This is a genomic window from Aquimarina megaterium XH134, from assembly GCF_000520975.1.
GTDB lineage: Bacteria > Bacteroidota > Bacteroidia > Flavobacteriales > Flavobacteriaceae > Aquimarina > Aquimarina megaterium.
Genome location: NZ_JACB01000035.1, coordinates 16,024 through 36,604 on the forward strand (window position 1 = coordinate 16,024; position 20,581 = coordinate 36,604).

14 protein-coding genes are annotated in these 20,581 nt (G+C 32.6%); 8 read left to right on the top strand and 6 right to left on the bottom strand.

Translation table 11 applies throughout. The features are described 5' to 3' along the window. Positions 1 to 1,114 precede the first annotated feature (1,114 nt). From Z053_RS0118180 to Z053_RS0118195, 3 genes are all read right to left on the bottom strand, one after another. On the bottom strand, positions 1,115 to 3,136 hold the full coding sequence (locus tag Z053_RS0118180) for a M3 family metallopeptidase (protein ID WP_025666417.1): 2,022 nt from the start codon (positions 3,134 to 3,136) through the stop codon (positions 1,115 to 1,117). Between the two features lie 580 nt (positions 3,137 to 3,716). Further along, positions 3,717 to 4,202, bottom strand: coding sequence for a 5-(carboxyamino)imidazole ribonucleotide mutase (purE, locus tag Z053_RS0118190; RefSeq protein ID WP_025666418.1), 486 nt, complete (start codon positions 4,200 to 4,202; stop codon positions 3,717 to 3,719). A gap of 91 nt (positions 4,203 to 4,293) precedes the next feature. Beyond that, complete coding sequence (locus Z053_RS0118195; protein ID WP_025666419.1) at positions 4,294 to 5,448, bottom strand: 5-(carboxyamino)imidazole ribonucleotide synthase; 1,155 nt, start codon at positions 5,446 to 5,448, stop codon at positions 4,294 to 4,296. A gap of 292 nt (positions 5,449 to 5,740) precedes the next feature. Between Z053_RS0118195 and Z053_RS30740 the strand changes: the two genes are divergently transcribed. The 7 genes from Z053_RS30740 to Z053_RS0118230 all read left to right on the top strand — a co-directional run bounded on the left by Z053_RS30740 (position 5,741) and on the right by Z053_RS0118230 (position 11,814). Continuing rightward, the gene (locus Z053_RS30740; protein WP_081748296.1) at positions 5,741 to 6,847 is read left to right on the top strand and encodes an adenylate kinase; all 1,107 of its coding nucleotides are present in this window, start codon (positions 5,741 to 5,743) and stop codon (positions 6,845 to 6,847) included. 86 nt (positions 6,848 to 6,933) lie between these two features. Continuing rightward, a complete protein-coding gene (gene obgE / locus Z053_RS0118205; protein WP_025666421.1) occupies positions 6,934 to 7,932 on the top strand; it encodes a GTPase ObgE in 999 nt (332 codons plus the stop codon). Between the two features lie 423 nt (positions 7,933 to 8,355). Next, positions 8,356 to 9,735 (top strand): hypothetical protein, encoded by a 1,380-nt coding sequence (locus Z053_RS0118210; RefSeq protein ID WP_025666422.1) that lies wholly within the window; start codon positions 8,356 to 8,358, stop codon positions 9,733 to 9,735. Positions 9,736 to 9,794: 59 nt separating this feature from the next. After that, entirely contained in the window at positions 9,795 to 10,148 is a 354-nt protein-coding gene (locus Z053_RS0118215; protein WP_025666423.1) for a hypothetical protein, read from the top strand. Positions 10,149 to 10,294: 146 nt separating this feature from the next. Next, positions 10,295 to 10,639: a hypothetical protein gene (locus Z053_RS0118220; protein WP_025666424.1), complete on the top strand. Its 345-nt coding sequence runs from the start codon at positions 10,295 to 10,297 to the stop codon at positions 10,637 to 10,639. Positions 10,640 to 10,649: 10 nt separating this feature from the next. Then, positions 10,650 to 11,171 carry a hypothetical protein gene (locus tag Z053_RS0118225; protein WP_025666425.1) on the top strand — a complete coding sequence of 174 codons (522 nt, stop codon included), beginning with the start codon at positions 10,650 to 10,652 and terminating at the stop codon, positions 11,169 to 11,171. Position 11,172: 1 nt separating this feature from the next. Beyond that, positions 11,173 to 11,814, top strand: coding sequence for a hypothetical protein (locus tag Z053_RS0118230; protein WP_025666426.1), 642 nt, complete (start codon positions 11,173 to 11,175; stop codon positions 11,812 to 11,814). Positions 11,815 to 12,108: 294 nt separating this feature from the next. On the opposite strand, the gene Z053_RS0118235 is transcribed toward Z053_RS0118230, so the two are convergent. Continuing rightward, positions 12,109 to 12,555 (bottom strand): carboxymuconolactone decarboxylase family protein, encoded by a 447-nt coding sequence (locus Z053_RS0118235; protein ID WP_025666427.1) that lies wholly within the window; start codon positions 12,553 to 12,555, stop codon positions 12,109 to 12,111. Between the two features lie 313 nt (positions 12,556 to 12,868). Between Z053_RS0118235 and Z053_RS0118240 the strand changes: the two genes are divergently transcribed. Further along, the gene (locus Z053_RS0118240; RefSeq protein WP_025666428.1) at positions 12,869 to 13,465 is read left to right on the top strand and encodes a fasciclin domain-containing protein; all 597 of its coding nucleotides are present in this window, start codon (positions 12,869 to 12,871) and stop codon (positions 13,463 to 13,465) included. Positions 13,466 to 13,522: 57 nt separating this feature from the next. Here the strand turns inward: Z053_RS0118240 and Z053_RS0118245 are convergent, their stop codons facing one another. Both Z053_RS0118245 and Z053_RS0118250 read right to left on the bottom strand, forming a co-directional pair. Then, entirely contained in the window at positions 13,523 to 14,185 is a 663-nt protein-coding gene (locus Z053_RS0118245; protein ID WP_025666429.1) for a TIGR02117 family protein, read from the bottom strand. Between the two features lie 98 nt (positions 14,186 to 14,283). Then, a complete protein-coding gene (locus tag Z053_RS0118250; protein WP_241459842.1) occupies positions 14,284 to 20,343 on the bottom strand; it encodes an alpha-2-macroglobulin family protein in 6,060 nt (2,019 codons plus the stop codon). Positions 20,344 to 20,581 lie beyond the last annotated feature (238 nt).

The window sequence follows — 20,581 nt, forward strand, 5'->3', positions numbered from 1 at the left end:
ATAACATATCAACTCATCTTAACTTTTTTTCTGTTAGTGAAAATAAAGTTAAGATGAGTTTATTGATAACTACCCAGTATGATAGTTTTGTGAACTGGATTACTATAGAATCAAACTATTATGGCATTTAGAGCCTTGTTAAGGGGAACCTTTTTCTTATGAAACTTTGTTTTACTTATTTTGAGATAGAACAAAAAAGGAAACTACAAATGCACAAAAAATAATAGAAATTACTCAAAACAATATTCTAATCCCAATACAATTGTTTGAGCTTTAATATGGTATACAAACTCGTCATAATTCAGGGAAAAGTATACTTCTCTTGAAAACAAAAAAGCAGATACATTTCACTAATGTATCTGCTTTTTTACTAATTTTTTTATTGTTAAATATCTCTATTGCTTACCCTAAGAAATCAGAAGCATAGATACCTTACTTATGAACTCTTAAGAAAACAAATGATCGATAGCATTAGCAAAGAACGATCAGAGAGGTATTAACAAAATTGTTTAAAGGCACATATTTCAGTTTTATACAAAGAAAAATAACAGCATGCCATATTATCAGGGCAATCAGAATCAGAATTACATTCTGTATACCTACCACCGTTAATACTTTTTTGCTGAGTTTTACTTAAGACCTTCCCTAAAGTTAAAATTGTTTTTTTCATTTTTACAATAATTTAATTAATATGAATTTGGTATAACACTATTTAATTCTAAAAATTTGTAGTTATTCTTGAGTTTTAATTTTAATGTGCTTTAGTTCAAAAAAAAGAATAATATTCTCATTCCTATACCCTGAAAACAGGGTTTTAGGAATTCTATATGTAAAATGGATTTAAGAGACTTTATTATTACTCAATCACGTAAGCATAAAGACTTATATAGTATTGTATTTATATTTATAAAAAGGAAATATTGCACAAGAGATTAAGCTTAAAAGTGAAGCTGTCTAAATCAAGATTTCAAAATTTTCTGGCGAAGTATACTTTTGGTAGATCAAAAAAAATATACAAAGAAGATGATTATAAAATGATAGCGAAGGATATATTAGATTTACCAAATGGGATCTGTTAAAGTTTTTAGCTTCAACAGATCCCATTTGGTATTTTTTATTTAATTAATCCTGCTCGTTTTAATAACGCTTCAGGCTTAGGTTCTTGTCCTCTAAAACGTTTATAAAGAGTCATAGGGTTTTCTGTACCTCCTTTAGATAACACATGATCTTTAAATTTGGTAGCGATTTCACGATTAAAAATTCCATTTTCTTTAAAATACTCAAAAGCATCAGCATCTAATACTTCTGCCCATTTATAAGAATAATACCCCGCAGAATACCCTCCTTGAAAAATATGCGAAAAAGCTGTACTCATACAGTTTTCCTCTACATTTGGATACAAAGAAGTTGCCGAAAAAGTAGTTTTTTCATGTGCTTTTACGTCTTTTATATCGCTAGGATCTTGTGCATGCCATGACATGTCGAGTAGTCCAAAACTCAATTGACGCAGTGTAGACATACCTTCCATAAAGGTTGCAGATTCTTTAATCTTTTCGACCAATTCCATTGGGATTATTTCACCTGTTTCATAGTGTTTTGCAAAAAGCTCTAAAGCTTCTTTTTCATAACACCAATTTTCCATAACTTGACTAGGTAATTCTACAAAATCCCAGTATACACTAGTTCCCGACAAACCGGGATAGGTAGTATTAGCCAGCATACCATGTAATGCATGACCAAATTCATGAAATAGTGTTGTTACTTCATTAAACGTTAATAAAGATGGTTTACTAGGTGTAGGTTTGGTGAAGTTGCAAACAATAGAAACATGAGGTCTTATGTTTTTATCATTCTTCCTCATTTGTGATTTATAGGATGTCATCCATGCTCCATTACGTTTTCCTGGTCTGGGATGAAAATCGGCATAAAACAATGAAACAAAATTACCTTCAGTATCAGTAACATGATAAGTTTTTACTTCTTCATGGTATTTGTCTACATCATTAACTTCTTTAAACTGAAGACCAAATAATTTATGGGCTACAGTAAAAACCCCTTCAATTACATTTTCTAACTTGAAATAAGGTTTCAGTTTTTCATCATCAAGGTCAAAAAGCTTTTGTTTTAGTTTTTCTGAATAGTAAGCTCCGTCCCATTTTTGTAAGTGATCAATCTCATCTAATTCCTTTGCATAAGATGTTAATTGTTTAAATTCTCTTTCTGCCGCAGGTTTGGCCTTCTCTAAAATTTCATTTAGAAAAGAAAATACAGTATCGGGAGTTTCTGCCATTCGTTCTTCCAGTATATAATTGGCATGAGAGGAATATCCTAAAAGAAGAGCACGTTGATGTCTAAGGTTTGCAATTTTTAAAACAATTTCCTGGTTGTCAAGATCGTCGTTGTGAAATCCTTTGGATCCAAAAGCAAGAGCTAGTTTTTTACGCAACTCTCGATTATCGGCATAAGTGATAAAAGGAATATAGCTTGGGTAATCCAGAGTGATTAACCACCCTTTTTTACCTTTTGCTTCTGCCATAGATTTTGCTGCTTCCTTAGCTCCTTCTGGTAAACCAGCTAGATCAGATTCGTTGGTAAGCAACATCTCAAATTTATTAGTCTCGGCCAAGACATTTTCGCCAAACTTTAGGCTTAGCGTAGAAAGCTCTTTATCAACCTCTCTTAGTTTTTCTTTTTTTTCATCAGGAAGATTAGCTCCATTTCTCGAGAACGATTTGTATCTTTTTTCAAGAAGTCTGGATTGTTCTGGATTAAGATCTAATGATTCTTTTTGTGTATACACTACTTCGATTCTCTTAAATAAGTCGAGATTAAGTGCTATGTCATTACTAAATTCTGAAAGTAGAGGAGAGGCTTCTTGTGCTATTTTTTGAATCTCCTCATTAGTCTCAGCACTATTTAAATTAAAAAAGACACTTGTAACTCTATCTAACAACTCTCCGCAATATTCTAATGCCTCTATAGTATTAGAAAATGAAGGTGGTTCGGAATTAGAGACTATGGTATCAACTTGTTTTTTGGCAATAGAAATGCCGTTTTTTATAGCCGGTAAAAAATGATCTGACTTTATTTCTGAAAATGGTGCAGCATCAAATGGTTTTAATAGTGGATTGTTCATTGTGTATTAATGATTTCTTCTTGTTTTTTTATGTTACGTGTTCTTACATCGGAAAAAACAGCCTTTTATCGAAAAACGTTGCCAGGTTATGGGTGTTTTTCATTAAACTAAATTTTATACCAATAGATTTGATTAGGTTTATTAGTATGGTCTAGTATTTAGAATAAAAGATTATTTTTATTTGGGGTATGAATATAAATAATTGTTCTAATGCAAAGACCAAATATATCGAAAGAGCTGCATTTTGCAGCTCTTTTGTCTTCTATTTTTTAGTAAAAAACCCATTTTTTACTAAAAAAACTGTTTTACTGTCTGTTTTTTCGATCAAAAAATAGTTAAAAAAATCTTAATTATTGTTTTTTGTCGATGAAATTGGTATTTCATCGAAAACTATGAATATTTTAGCATTACTTTTATTGTGTAATTAAAGTAAGGTTTTACCTTTGTTGTAGGTTTTAAGAGTAATGGTCTTACGATGAATTTTTTGTGTAATATATTTAAGTTGGTTAATAAATATTGTTATATTCTTTTGTAAGGCCTGATATTCAAAAGAGTCACTGAAAAGTGACTCTTTTTTTTGTTATTTTTTTATCTGCTTAGCTCCTTCGATTACTTTTTGCTTTAATCCTTCTTTGTAGATTAAGATTTTATCTAAAACACATGTATCATTTGCACCTATAATTTGTGCTGCTAAAATACCAGCATTTAGAGCTCCATCTAAAGCTACAGTAGCTACAGGAACTCCGCCAGGCATTTGTAAAATAGATAAAACAGAGTCCCATCCATCGATAGAGTTACGAGACTTAACAGGAACGCCAATCACTGGTAGAGGAGATAATGAAGCCACCATCCCGGGAAGATGAGCAGCGCCACCAGCACCAGCTACAATAACTTGTATGCCTCTTGTATGAGCATTTTTGGCATAATCAAATAATTTTTCTGGAGTACGATGTGCCGAAACAATGTCTACTTCGACTTCGATATCAAAACCTCGTAATACTTCGATAGCTTTTTCCATTACTGGCATATCACTAGTACTACCCATTATTATTCCTACCTTGCTCATTATATTATTTGTTATTGTTAGTATTTGTTTGTCAAAAATTAGTAATCATAATAGAGTATGAAGGTATATAAAATAAGTTTCTACACCTCTGTTAACTAATTACTTGTATTGTGTTTTTTACTTTTTCAGCTATTTTTCGAGCTTCATCTATGTTTTCATGAACTATAGTAACATGCCCCATTTTTCTATAAGGACGTGTTTGTTTTTTACCATAAATATGTGGTGTAACACCTTTCATTTTCATGATTTCTTCTATGTTTTTATAAATAACATCTCCTGTGTATCCTTCTTGACCTACCAGATTGACCATAATACCACCTACTTTACTTTCTGTAGCTCCTAAAGGCAAATCTAGGATAGCTCTTATGTGTTGTTCAAATTGATTAGTATAGCTTGCTTCGATGCTATAATGTCCACTATTATGTGGTCTTGGTGCAACTTCATTTACAAGAATCTCATCTTCTTGTGTTTGAAACATTTCTACAGCCAGTACTCCTACATGCTCAAAAGCTTTAGACACTTTCTCGGCAATTTTTACTGCTTTTTGAGCAATTTTAGAATCAATTCTGGCTGGGCAAATCACATATTCTACCTGGTTGGCCTCTGGATGAAACTCCATCTCTACCACAGGATAGGTTTTGATTTCTCCACTAGGATTGCGAACAACAATTACAGCTAATTCATTTTTAAAATCAACTAAATGTTCTGCAATGCATTCTGTATCAGGAATTTTTGCTAAATCTGCTCCAGATCTAATAATAGAAACGCCTTTACCATCATATCCTCCCTGTGTACTTTTCCAAACAAATGGAAGTTTGATTCTATTGTTGGTAATTCCTTCAGTAAGGTGAGCCTTGTTAGAAAACCGTGTGAACTCTGCAGTTGGAATTTTGTTTTCCTCGTAAAAAAGCTTCTGTTCTCCTTTGTTTTGTATCTTTTCCAGAGTTTTTGAACTTGGATAGACTTTTTTGCCTTCTTTCTCTAGTTGAACTAAAGCTTCTAGATTTACAGTTTCAATTTCAAAAGTGAGTATATCTACCTTTTTTCCAAAATTATAAACAGTCTCATAATCCATCAAATTACCTTGTTGAAAATGATCACATGCAATTTTGCAAGGAGCATCTTGACTTGGGTCAAGGACATATGTTTGGATGTCATATTTTCGGGTGTCATAAAGCATCATCTTACCTAGCTGACCTCCTCCTAGTATTCCTAACTTAAAGTTTGACGAGAAAAAATTTGTCATTTTCGGGGTTTCAAATTTATCTTAAAATGCAAAAATAATTTTTTCAGAAGGAATAACCACAATAATGTAAGGTAAATGCAATAAGTTAACCATAATAAAGCTTATTTTGTTGGTATGCGTTTTTATTTGTTGATGATTAAATCTATACTAATTCTGTATTTGTATAACAATCATTTTGACCTGTTTGTGGTTGTAAGAAGGTTGATGTCGTAATTCTTAGTTATGCTCATTACTAATCACTATCTTTGCGGCTTTAAATTAAAAAATCAAACCAGAACAAGTATAAAATAAGATGGTAAAACTGCACGATTTACAGTTTGTTCCTTTCATTAGTGAAGAAGAAATAAAGACTGCAATAGATAAGGTATCTGCTGGATTAAATCAAGATTTAGCAGATAAAAACCCTTTATTTATAGGAGTATTAAATGGTGCGTTTATGTTTGCTTCAGAGGTTTTGAAACGGTTTGATTATGATTGCGAAATTAGCTTTGTGAAATTAGCATCGTACGAAGGAACCGAAACTACGCACGAGGTTAAAGAGTTAGTAGGTCTAGGTGAAGAGGTTTCAGGAAGAACAGTGGTGATCTTAGAAGATATTGTAGATACGGGTAATACGATCGAAGTGCTAACAAAAATGTTAGTAGAAAAAGGGTGCTTAACATACAAAATAGCTACTCTATTTTATAAACCCGAAGCATATACTAAAAAAATTAATATAAATTATATTGGGATAGAAATCCCAAATCGATTTATTGTAGGATACGGACTTGATTATAATGGATTAGGGCGTAATCTTACAGAAGTTTATCAATTAAAACCAAACAACATGACAAATTTGGTGTTATTCGGACCTCCAGGAGCAGGAAAAGGAACACAAGCAGAAGTTTTAAAACAAAAATATAATCTGATACATATCTCTACAGGAGATGTGTTTAGATACAACATAAAAAATGAAACAGAGTTAGGTACTTTGGCAAAATCATATATCGATAAAGGTCAATTGGTACCAGATGAGGTTACAATTAATATGCTGAATGCCGAAGTTGATAAAAACCCAGAAGCTAAAGGCTTTATTTTTGATGGGTTTCCAAGGACCGAGGCTCAGGCAGATTCGCTAGCTAAATTACTAGAGTCAAAAGGAGCAATGGTTAGTGCAATGGTAGCTCTAGAGGTAGATGATGAGGTATTAGTACAACGATTACTCGAAAGAGGAAAAACATCAGGACGACCCGATGATGCAGATGAAAAAGTGATACGTAATCGTATTAAAGTATATTATGACGAAACAGCTATCTTAAAGAATTACTACCAAAAACAAGATAAATATTTTGGAGTAGATGGAGTAGGAGGTATCGATGAAATTACAGAGAGGTTAAGTAGTGTAATAGACAAACTTTAGTTTGTGAAAGCTGAATCTAATTCAGTATAGTAAAAGTAAAATTGAAATATCTCTGATTTTTATTAGGGTGATATAGGAAACGAATTATGACAGAAGGGAATTTTGTAGATTATGTAAAATTACATATAACTTCCGGGAACGGAGGGAAAGGATCTGCACATTTACATCGTGAGAAATACATTACCAAAGGAGGACCCGATGGTGGTGATGGAGGCCGTGGTGGTCATGTTATTATTCGCGCAAACCCTAACATGTGGACACTACATCACCTTAAATTTAAACGCCATCTAAGAGCTGGTCACGGAGGGCACGGAAGTAAAAGCAGAAGCACAGGAGCCGATGGAGAAGATGTTTATGTAGATGTACCTCTGGGAACAGTAATTCGGGATACCGAAACACAAGATATTATTAAAGAAATTACCGAGGTAGGACAAGAATATATTGCTGCCGAAGGTGGTATGGGGGGTAGAGGTAACTGGCATTTTAAAAGCCCAACAAATCAAACTCCTCGCTATGCCCAACCAGGTGTAGAAGGACAAGAACATGATGTTACGCTAGAGCTTAAAGTACTGGCAGATGTTGGATTGGTAGGGTTTCCTAATGCAGGAAAATCTACTTTGCTGTCGGTTATAACCGCCGCAAAACCAAAAATTGCAGATTATGAGTTTACTACACTTAAACCAAATCTGGGTATTGTAGAATATAGAGATTTTCAAACTTTTGTGATGGCTGATATTCCTGGTATTATAGAAGGAGCAGCAGAAGGTAAAGGTATAGGCCATCGTTTTTTACGTCATATCGAACGTAATTCTACCTTGTTGTTTTTGATTCCGGCAGATGCTCCCGATATCAAAGAACAATATGAAATCCTTTTGGATGAACTACGACGGTACAATCCAGATTTATTAGATAAAGAACGACTTATAGCAATATCGAAATCTGATATGTTAGATAATGAATTAAAAGAAGAATTGAAGGTAGAGTTAGATCAGCAACTCAACGTTTCTTACCTGTTTATTTCTTCGGTAGCACAACAAGGTTTGCAAGAGTTAAAAGATAAGCTTTGGCAAATGTTGAATGACTAAAAATTTGATTTCTTATTTTGTAATATAGTATTAGTGCTAATTCTACTTTAGCATTAAGATAATATATTAACTTTTTTTGCATAGTTTCATATTTAGTGCACCACTTATTTTTCTAATAAAAAAGACTTACAATTCTTCAATTTCTTTTTCTACAAAGTAGAAACCAAACATTCTGGAGTTCTTCATTGCATTGTTATATGTAGTTCCTTCTCTTGAAATGTAATATTACCATTCAATAAAAGATCTTAACCATAGATCAAAAGCCAAAATTCCCATTATAACCCCAGAAAGGTTCTTTGCTAATTTTTCAAATATCAAATAATACGTATCGAATATCACTAAAAGCAATGCGGATATGAAGTAAAGCTATTTTTGTTTTGACCGATATCTATATTTGAACACTTAAAAAATTCCTTTAATAATATGAATCAATTTAAGAGTATTCTCATTGTCATTTTAGTATTGTTTTCTGTAAAGACAAGTGCTCAAAAAATTCCTGATGGACTCTATTTTGTGAGCGGAAATAAAATAAATCAAATTACTATTCTTAATAGAAGAGATGGAAGTATAAAAGCAACATTCGATACATATCGAGGAACTTCAGAGATGGCTTTTTCATTACTAAAAAACATACCAGGTAGTTATGAAAGTGTTGATACTAAAGAAAGTTACATTTTGACAAAAAAGAATAACCTTTTAACACTTCTGGTATTAGGAGATATGAATCTGGTCATAAAAAAAGAAGTTTTGGCGATTAGTAAAAAAGAACTAAAAGCGGCAAAAAAACAACTAGGTATTAAGTCCGAATTATCTAAGGAGTTAGGAAGCCTTTGGGGGAAAAAGAAAAAGAAGGAGGAGGAAGAAAAAGGGCCTTTAGAATATTTTGTGAAAGATGCAACGTCAGATTTTCATCAAAAGAATGTTGGGAAAATAGTTTTCTTTTCTAAAGAGCCTACTGTTGGTAACGAAGATGTATCAACAATAAAAACAGATTTTAAAGTTGGAGATGAAATTTGGGGAGTGGCTTACTTTCCTGCAAAAATGAAAGATAGCTATTATTTGAAACGGCTAAGTAATCGTTTTCAAGATAATTTTGGACGAAATCACTATTGGATAACTATAGGAATGGATAAAATGGAGAAAGATCTGTTGCCAAAAGAAAATGAAGTAGTAAATCAATGTACCGTGAAAAGGTTGAAAAAAGCAGATTTAGAGAAAAATTATGCGGTATTTCAAATAGTTCCTTCTTCTCTAGAGAGTATGAAAACGGATAGAGATGGAGCTTCCTTTTTGTTGGGAAGAATGGGCGAGCGCTTAGATCCTTATAAGCATAATTTAAGAATTTCACTTACCGATGGGAAAATGGATCAGGAAGATGAACTCTATTTTGGTACGATAACCTATGATACAACAAAGGGAACAGAAAGTTTAATAATGATGGCTAAAGAAATTGAAGAAGGAGCTTTAAAAGCAAAAAGAGCACCTACTCCTGTAAAACATAATGCAAATTTGGAAGCAGAAATGATGCAACAAATTGAGTTATGGGCAAATACGAAAGACTGGCCAGGGGTGAAATTTCATAAAGTTATGATCACATTAGATTGGCAAATCTTAAGGGATGATTATGGAAATATTACGGGAAATTATGTAGAAGGTGATGTGCTATATTCTGATGATGAAGGCTGTGGTTATAGAAATTTTGGATTTTTAAAAGCCTATTTAGGTAATGGGCAATATGATGAAAACATCAAACAGCATACCATTGGTCATAGAGGAGAATTAAGTTGTGATAAAGTGAAATAAACAACAAAATACAGGTACTGATTATAGAAAAGGTTACTTAGCCAGTAAAAAAAATAGTTATGAAAGAAGAGTTAGTAAAAGAAGGAATCCAAAAAGAAGAAAAAGTAGGATATCTTAAATCAAAAGTAAACTTGATGCAGGGAACACTTTATTTAACACCCAATAGACTTGTGTTAGATGCCCATAAGACTGGTGTAAGTGGATTAGGGCTTTTGGGTAGTTTACTCAAAAAACAAGTTGAAAAGAAAAGTTTTGGATTTAATCTTGAGTTTAAGGAAATACAGAAAATAACCCAGGGAAAACATGGTGTAACAAAAAATGTCCTGGAGGTTACAAGTAAACAAAATGAAACATATAGGATCATTGTGAAAAATTATGAAGAGTGGGAAAATGAATTGAATCAAAAATTGTAACCTTTTAATTTGAACAAAAGGAAATATACTCTTTTAGAATCAAAAGAAGATCTATCCCTTCTCCTAAAAAGATTTGTTGGTTTAAACCAACAAATAATCAAGGTTGCATTTAAATAAAACGATTATAAAATTGTAGGAAACTAAACATGGCGAGAAAAATTGAAATAACCACAGAGAAAACTCTTAACAAAGAAGTATTAAAAGATTATCTAAACATGATGTTTTCTTCTTTTGGATATGAGGTGTATCTAAGTTCCTTGATAGGAGCAGATGTTGTTATTAAGAAGAATAACTGGATAGGTGCTTCTGTTAAGTTGAAAACTAAATCTGATAAAAACTATATAGTAATAAGTGGGTTTTCGCCATCAACAATGGCAAGAATACTAGTCTCTGGTATTCTTCCCATCTTAATATTATTACCAAAATGGTTACGATTTGAAAAAGAAATAGAAAGTATAATTAAAGAGGATCAAGCAATTTTTAATACATGAATAATAGCAAATGGTTTATAAATTAAATACAGAAAATGTAAATGCAGCAAAAGAAGAAATAAAAGAATTTGTTTCTGGATTAGCAGCTAAGTTAGATAATAATTTTGGAGATGAATATATAGTTTCTTTAGGGAAAGACACCGAAATAGAAGACGATTGGAGTTATGACATAAAAATAAGAAAAGGAAATAAAATCGGTGCTTCATTATCTCTAAATTGGAAGAAACAACATTCTGGTGATCTAAATATAGAGATTTCAGAATCTACAAAGATTGGTAGTTTCTTGATGTATGCTATAGTTTTTCCTTTTATGCTTATAGGTGCTTATATGGGAGCTAATCATATAGCACCATTAGATTTTTTACCAGGTTATAAATTGGCAGGAGCTTTGGGAGGAGTTATAGCTCTTATTCCAGGAATGATTTTGATGACTCTTATTAAATCGATTATACTTAAAAAATATAAAGAGGAGAATGCAAATCTTATGAAAAAAGTACTAAGTACAACGGGTAATACATTTCAGAAAATTTAATATGAAAATAGTTATAAAATTTTTTATCGGATTTGTTATTTTTTTGGTACTAGGAGCAATCATTCTTGGTGTTATAGCAAATGAACAGGATGGAGCAAGACAGCATTTTAGATTGTTTAATACCAGTGAAGAGCAAAAGTCAGTTACTTTTGAGATGATTTATGAAGATGGTACACCAAGTGATGTTTGGGCAATAAACGAAATAATTGATCCAGGAAATACTACAAATGGAAAACTCCTCCCCGGGACTTATTTGGTTAAAATATGGGATCATGAAGAAGTACTGGAAAACGAATTTGAATTTTCATTTAGTTTACCTAATCCAGAAGAATCAAACTATAATTATTACAGGTTTGATATAGCTATGGATAAAGATTTTAGAGTTGTAAATATGGCAGCAGCTTATGAAGGGAGCTCGCTGGCCAATACGATGTCTAAAGCAGTAGGGGCACATCAAGATGAAATTTTGATAGTAGAGACTTACATGGGAAACAGGCCTTTTTTAATTCCAGAAAGTTATACAGATCGCACATTTATTGATGTGTATGAGGATATGCCTAATCGAATTAAATACGGAGAATTAATTTATAGATTAGAAATTGTAGGTGTCGATAGTAAAACAGCTAATGAAACAATAAAATAATTATGAGTTAAGAAGTAACCAAACTCATGTTGTATTGTTTTGAATGTTAAAAATATAGATGAGCACAGAAGTATAAAAATAGAGTTATACTTTGTAGTTTACCTTCTGTGCTAGATCTTAATGTGTTATGCTGATTACTTTTTACTTAATAATGTATCGATTTCGAGATATTTTTCTTTGATGATGCTAAGCCCAAATCGGTCTGCCACAGCAGATAAAAAACCTAAAGCAATACTTACTCTTAGAAAGAGTTAGATATTGATAATCTTCATTGATATAAAAATTTAATTCTTTTTAAGAAGGTATTGGAGTCATTAAAGTAGCTCTTCCTATTCTATTCCATACATTGATACAACAAATTGCCATAATAATGTCTGCCACTTTTTTTTCACCAAAAAGATGAATGGCTTTTTGATATAACTCATCACTTAATCCATCTGCAGAAATATGTGTTATTTCTTCTGTCATTTCCAGGATGACTTGTTCCTCTTCAGTAAAAAAAGGAGATTCTCTCCAAAAAGGCAAAGCATGTATGCGATATTGTTTTTCTCCTTGATTAACAGCTTCCTGAATATGCATTTGCACACAGTAGGCACAACCATTAATTTGTGAAGCCCTAATTTCTATCAATAAAAACTCTAAGTCAGATAATGAACTTTTTTTGATATCATCATAAAGTGCCAAAATAGGCTTGTAGGCATTTGGATTAACCTCACTAATATCGATCCGATCTTTTTTCATGTCATTGATTTTATTTGCTTAAGACAAAATTCAATATATAAGATGACTAAAAAAATAATCTAGATTAAGAAATGCATTATGAGTATGACTAAAAACGAATACTAGAAGAAACGTTACGGATAATAAGTTGACGTTTATAATTTTGCTCCCCCTGCTACCTTTATAGAGTAATTGTATAGTAGTGTTCTTTGGCTCTTAAAATTTGTTGAATAATGAATTTAGTGTTTTGTTAAGATTTATTTAACCAAAATTTACCAAAGAAAAATGCTTCTTTGCCGTTTCCATACAAACAAAAAAACGAAAAATCCTTACAATGAAAATTAGAAATGTATTACCAGTTTTTGCTTTATCCGGATTGTTATTACTGACCGCCTGTAGTGAAACGAAAAATGATAGGACTACACAAAACGAAAAATTAATAGCACAGAATGTAACACCTTCGGAAACTATTAAAGAAAAACTACCCACTATACTCGAATTTGCTTCTATGGATAAAGGGTTTTCTACACTCACATCTGCAATTAAAGTGACCGAATTAGCAAAATCACTAGAGGATAATGGTTCGTTTACCATATTTGCCCCGGTAAATTTAGCTTTCGATAAATTAAACCCGATCACATTAGAAAAATTGCTAAAACCAGAAAATAAAGAGCAATTAAAAGCTATTTTGAATTGTCATATCATACCTAATGTAATTACAAAAGAAGATATTGTTATTGCGATTAATGAAGGTAACGGAAGTGTAAAATTAAAAACAATAGGAGGAACATTATTGACTGCAACAATGAAAGGGGATAGAGTTTTTCTTATCGATAAAATGGGTAATGGAGGTAATCTGGTGACTACAGATGTTAAGGCATCTAATGGACTTATCCATACCATAGATGCAGTAATGATGCCCAAGAAATAAAATTACATCTTTATAATATTTCTAGACCTGTCGGTTTAAAACCAGGCAGGTTTTTTTTTATCTATCAGATTGATTTTTATGCATGCCCAGTAATCCAAAATCAAAGGGTGTCCATAAACACGCTTTTATATCGCTTTGTTTCAATCCGGTGTTGACCCAACTATTACAAGTGTTAAAGCATGTATAATTTCCTGTAGCCTCATAAAAGTCATCGTTTTTGTAATACCCTAAACCGGGTAATACTATCTTTTTGTTTTCACTATTTAGTCTAAAAGTAGCAGAGATATATTGGTTTATTTTTGTGAGTTGTTTTTGATTGACTCTTAGAGCTACCCAATCCTCTTGCATAGAAGAATGCCTGGTAACATGTAATAAGGTCGGAGTATTAAGAAATAAAGCTTGAAATCCATTAACAAATGTAAGATCAGCCCATAATGGAGTTTCGACATAAAAGTTTTTATCGCCCCAGCCAAATGAGAAATATTGTGCCTGAGGAGTATCTAACTGATCTTCTAATACACTAGTATTTAGGTCGTTTTTGGCAATGATAATTTCTAAATGAACACCATTAGAGCTCAGGTAAACAGTATGATTTTTTTCTTCGCTATCTTGTTTTCCATTTACTGGAATATAGGTTAATACCAAAGATATGATAAGATATAATGCCGGGAGTATTAAAATGATCCCAATGTATTTAAATATCTTTTTGATTATCCTCATAAGATAAAGTCTGAATATTAGTTAGTCTTCTTCAAGAATACCAAACTGTACTCGGTAAACTTGGAGAAGACTAAAATAATTAAAAGAAATGTATTATTCTATTTGATGGTTACTCTGATTCCTTCAGAATGACTAGAGAATTCTGGGGCATACATACTTTGTATCGTGGTGATACCATTAGAAAAATCTCCTTTATTATTGACACGAAGGTCATACTCAAAAACATATACTCCTTTGGGTAAATAGTCAAAGAAAAAGTTTGTAGAAGCATCTTTCGTACTTTCATAATATCCTAAACCATCTTGCCATTTGTATTGTGAGATTACATTGATGGGTTCTAAACCAGATGCTCTCATATCTTTCATATGAACGAACTCCATTGCACGATCAGATCTCAATTCGATACGTACTCTTATCAGATCACCTAATTCTAGCTTAGTTTTTGAAGTAATTTCTGTAATTTCTTCACCCGTATCTGTATTCTTCTTTAGGAACAATTTTTTCTTTAAAGAGAGTGGTGTTTTTGCCGAAGTGATTTTGTCTAGCTCTTCAAAATATTGCCAGTATAAAGCTCCCCAGGCAATACCTTTTCCTTTTTTAGAGATTTTGGCAGTTGCCATATTAGGTTTTATTTCATTACCATTCCAGGAGGTTTTAAAATACCCTGTTCCAGCTTCGACTTTTACATCTTCCATTTTACCCGGATCGATTTTTTGATCTCCTAATACGATATCTACCATATCGGTTACCGATAACCAATCACTACCTTGTAGTAATAATGCATATACAGCATCAGAAGTAGCTTTAGTGGTTTTCCAACGATTGGTTTGTTTGTTTTTAAGTAACCAGATTTTTAGATTATCAACAATTTCGGTTCGTTTAGGTTCTGCTTCCACTTCAGAAAAGACTTCAATCATTAAAGATTGAGTTTCAATTGGAGCCTGATACCAGAACCAACTTGCTGTATTAGATTTCCAATACATTCCTAATTCTTCACTAGATATACTTTTTTCGTCTAGTGATCTTATGATTTTATTAGCTGTTGCACTATCATCGTTTCGGTGTGTTATTAAGGCTAACATTCCCTGTGCATACAAACTCTGATTTAACCAGTATTTTTTGGATTGTCCAAGATAGTAGTTCCAAGCCTCGTTAGTATTTTTTGGCCTTTTGATATTGGTAAAGAAACTACGCATATACAAATAATGAATCTGAGTATAGCTTAAATGATTTTTATTAATATCAATCTTGTTTTTTTCACAATACCGTTTAAGTTCTTTGTATTCTTTTACAAACTCTGCATCCAGAAAACGAACTGCATTTTGTAGCATAGTCGAAGTATCTCTATCATATTGAGTAACACCTAATTTTTTTAGATGTCCGAAACCTGTGGCAATATGTTGCGTGATGAATCTGTTTTCTCTTCCTCCCTGAAACCATGGGAACCCACCAGAACCATACTGCATTTGTTTTAATTTGTTTAATGCAGATTGTAGTTCATTATTCATTTTATTAAGATCAAACAGTAAAGCAATTCGTTTCTTTTGTTCGGTTTCGCTTTGTGCATCACGTAACCAAGGTGTTTCCTGAATCATCAGGGATTTTAATTCATGGTTTTTTTCAAGATTACTTAGTAGGGCATCGCTAGATTTCCATTGATTAAATACTTCCTGAATTCTAGGATTAGAGTTAGCGATATGGCTAGCTAAGGTATTTGCATAATACCTCGAAAATGTTTGCTCTGCACATTCATATGGATACTCCATAAGGTAGGGTAGTGCCTGTACGGCGTACCAAGCTGGATTAGAAGTCATCTCCAGAGTAAGCTTATGGTGTTTTAATGTACTAGAGGTGTTATCTTTTAATTTATCTAGTGTAAATGTCTTTGTTTGATCAGAACGAATCCACATTGGTAACGTCTCGGTAACCAACATTCGATTACTTAATACCGGAAGTACATTTTGTTCGCCATCAGAGAAATCTCCTGCTTTTGCTATGATTTTATATTGAACAGTCTGTACATCATCGGGAATCTGAAGCTCCCAGGATACATTAGTGTTTCCTTTGGCTTTTACCATAAAGTCTAGACGAGCATTATTGTTTTGAAGCTTGGTATCTATCACTTTATTGGTTAACGCATCAAATAATTGTAACTCTACAATACCATTAAGATCTTTGGTAGCAAGATTTGATATTTTAGAACTTAATACAATCTTATCGCCTTCTCGTAAAAATCTGGGTGGATTAGGAAGAATCATTAACTCTTTTTGAGTTACTGTTTCTAAAGTTGTTGTTGCTGCATTTAGCCCTTTGGTATGTGATAGAAGCTGTAATTTCCATTTTGTTAATGCCTCTGGAGCGGTAAAATTAAAACTTACATTACCTTCTGCATCGGTGGTTAATTGCGGAAAGAAAAAAGCAGTTTCCTGTAGGTTTTTTCGAATTTTAACACCTTCAAGAGATTGCTGTTCTTGTTGTTTTTGTTCTTGTTGTTTTCCTGCTCTACTTTCTTCCTTGTCTTTCTCGACAATATCGCCAGCAACTCCGGCAACTCCATCATCGGCATTAAATTCTGCTTCTTCCATTACTTCATTGGCAACGGCAGATTTGGCAGCAGATCTTTTCATCATTGGTGCAGGAGCACCACTCTCCATAATATCGTAATTTCTATTTCTTCCAAAATATTGTTGCCCAAAGTATAAACCATACCAGTTTAGTTGATCATACCCCTGGCTACTATAATGATATGATGGATTATTGTGGTTTTGTAATCTAAACGTGAGCACTCCAAAACTCTGCGTAGCATGTCGTTTGCTCTGCGTATAATATGTAGGGCGATTGATGGGATCAAAATACCACTGATGAGGTCTGAACTGATCTAAAGAAGCATCATACATACTTGCTAATAGTTCTGCACTTACCTTATCACCTTTAGGGCCTTTGATCGTAAAACTCCAGGTTTCCTGTTGACCAGGAAGTAATTTGTCTCTAAAGGTTTTGGTTTCTATACTAAGCTCTGTAGCTTCATAAGGTACAGGAATTATTATTGCTCCGCTCTGGTATCCATTGTAATTTAGGTAGCTGTACCCTATTGAAAATCCTCCCAAATCTTCTTTTGTTACTGGAATTCTAATAGTTTTACTATTCTTCGAGAGCTTAATAATTTTGGTTTCGATAATAGTATGGTTCTTCTCAATGTCTACTGTAATTGTTATATCTTCTGAGGCAGAACTAAACTTAACAATTGCTTCATCTCCGATTTTATAGTTCGATTTATTGGTAGTGACCTCAAACAATTGCTGATCACTAATATTTTTGTCTTCCAGACTATATAGGGTAATGTATTGGATATCCTTTACATCCTGACCGAATCGATCTTTGGTATTTAATTCGATAACATATTTACCAGACTCCCACTTTTTGATGTTACCTAAAGAAAGTTGTTGTGTTCCTGTTTCATTTTCTTTTGTCGATGCAGTATTAAACGGTTTATTCAGTACCATATTTCCTTTATCCCATTTTCGATAATCATGCTCATTTTTAAAAGCATCATGTGGGAATAATTCTTCAAATTTTTCTTTTTTGAAACCTTCATAATCAGGCGCTTTCCATGGGCGAATTCGCATAGGTTTTTTAGGAGCTTTCAATTTGTAAACCTTAATTGTTCCTGCTGTAGCAACAGACTCATTATTTAGGTTAATGGTGGTTATCGTAAGTGTGTTGTCTTTTTGTGTTTTATCAATCTTATCTTTGATCGTAATAGCAGCGGTCAACGCGTGATATCCTACATTAACTATTGTTGTAGTACTACGTGTTTCTCCGTTTATATCGATTACATCTGCTGTAACCTCGTAATTAAAAATTGGTAAATCCTCTTTAGATACCCCTAGATCAGGAAGTGCTTTAAAATTAATATTGTACTCTCCTTTTTCGTCGGTTATGGTTTCTCCATGGGTAATTTCCTGAGGCTCTACTGTATGTCTTGGGTACCAATAGCACCAACGAGGGTATTGTACTTTACGATGTACCCGATACACTACTTTGGCATCGGTAATTGCACTACCAGCATAAGCTGTGGCAACTCCGGTAAGTTTTATTTCATCATTAACTTTATAGGTTTCTTTAACTGGATTAAATTTAGTTTCAAATTTAGGTCGTTTATACTCTTCGACAGAAAAAGAAGTACTGTGGTAATTATTAGTTTGTATAGTATACACTCCAGTAAGTCCAGAAGAAGGAACTATAAACTCACCGCTAAAGGATCCATAATCATTCGTTCTAAAGTTTAACGTTTTTACATCTTGTCCGTTTACATCTTTTAGTGTAGCAAAAGTGGACTGATTGGGTAATACTTTAAATTCTTCTTTGCCATCAGAAGACATCATAATTCCTTTAAAATATACGGTTTGTCCAGGTCTGTAAATACTGCGATCTGTAAATAGAAAAGTGGTAGTATTTGTTTTGGTGCTATAATCTGGTTTATATGATTGATTTAGATAGTACCCTTCAAATCTAGCTACATCTTTCTCATGCGAAACAGTAATACTAACATCATAGTGATATGTATTTACTGTTAAATAAGCCTGACCCTTGGCATCGGTAATTAAGGTTTTATCTAATTTGTTGCCATACCCTCTTTGATTATTTGTTTTTAAATGTATTTTGGCATTGGCAATGGGTGCTCCATTATTACGATCTAAAACCTGAAATATAGATTTTTCTGGAGTTCTGTTTTCTGTTAATGCTAAATTACTAACCTGGGTATTTCCGTAAGAAAACAAACTTTTTTGAGAAAGATCTTTTGATATCGTTGCTAAAATAAGATAAGAGTCTTGTTCTAATTCTGGTAACAATACTTCAGTAGTATGAGTCTGATAATCATGTTCATCGCAAATTTCTGCTTCCCATGTTTTAGTTGCCTTTAAGGAACTCAGGAATTTGATCTGATCTGGAGTTTTGTATAATTTATTTAAGTCTTTTAATTGTTTAGGAGTAATTTTAAAAGCGTTAAAATAAAGTTTATTCAGGTTTTTATATGTGATTAGTAATCTGCCCGGTTTTTGTATTGGAACGTATTTTTCGGTTTTGATGTTTAACTCGGTATGAAGTATCTGGCTTTTTAATGCTTCACATTGGTTGGCTCCTCTCGAATCTGGGAACTTCTTAATTGTAGCATCACATATCTCTAAGGCTTCTTTTAATTTCCAGCGATGGGTTTCGTTTTCTTCTGGGATATACGTATCAGCATATTCTTTATATAAATTTGCAATTTGATAATCGTATAAAGCTGAGGCACTATGAGTTGCAAATTTCTTTTTTTCTGATTGTAAACATTCGAGTAAAACAGTTTTTTTGTCGCCAAAAACAGCATTTTCTGATACAAATTTTATGCGCTCTATATTTACTTCGATCAAAGCATCTGGTGCTTTGTCTCTTGCATGAAATTTTATTAAATCTTGAAATAGCTTTAAAGCATTAAACTGTAGTGATAATGAGTCTTTGGTTTCTATTTTTAATGACGAAAAAACAGTGTGCTCCTGTAAATATTTTTTATCATTTATAGTAAAAGCATACGAAGGTTTGGTGATATTGGTTTCTGAGGTTTTATAGAAATCTAAAGCATTATGAGCTAAAAAATCGTATAGTGTAGGGCGATATTTTTTAGAATCGGTAGCGGTTTGTAAGATTTGATCAAACCTATTAAGATTTGTTTGCTGGGCCAAAACTCCATTTTTAAGAGATTTTTGGTAGTAAAGATGTGTTTCTGCAAATAATGTTTCTAGATCCCAGGTTCTAAAATCTTCGGTATCAACTTTTTCTGAAGTTTGAGTTCTATTGTAGAATTTCCATCGATTTTGTTGAAAATACTGCCAGTATAAGTTGGCAAGAACGCTTTCTAGGATATTTCTTTTAGGAAACTCGCTATTTTTAATATCGCTTTTCAAGTTTTTGATAATGGTAAGTTGTGCGTTTTCTTCTAGAGTAAGCATATACTTTGCCTTATGAAGAAAAGCTTTAATTACCTGGTTATCATTATTTTCTTTTTTCGCTTTAGTATATATAGTTTCAACTACTTCCAAAGCAGATTTTGGTAATCCTTCCTGGTTAAAAGCTTCTACTTTTTTCCAATCACTTTGATAGTCATTTTGACCTTTCATAATATACAGGTTTGATATACAGATTATAATAAGGATGATATGCTTTTTCATCATATATTTTTTAGGTTGTGAAACAAACGTAAATAAGTGTTGTATTATTTTATATGATAACGCTTCATAATTCGTAAATAACATCATAAAACTACGTATTTGAAATGAGTCAGGATAATTTTGTTACTATAAATCAAAATTTCTGCCACATTTTATTTGACGACTAAGAAAGGCTTAAAAAAGAACA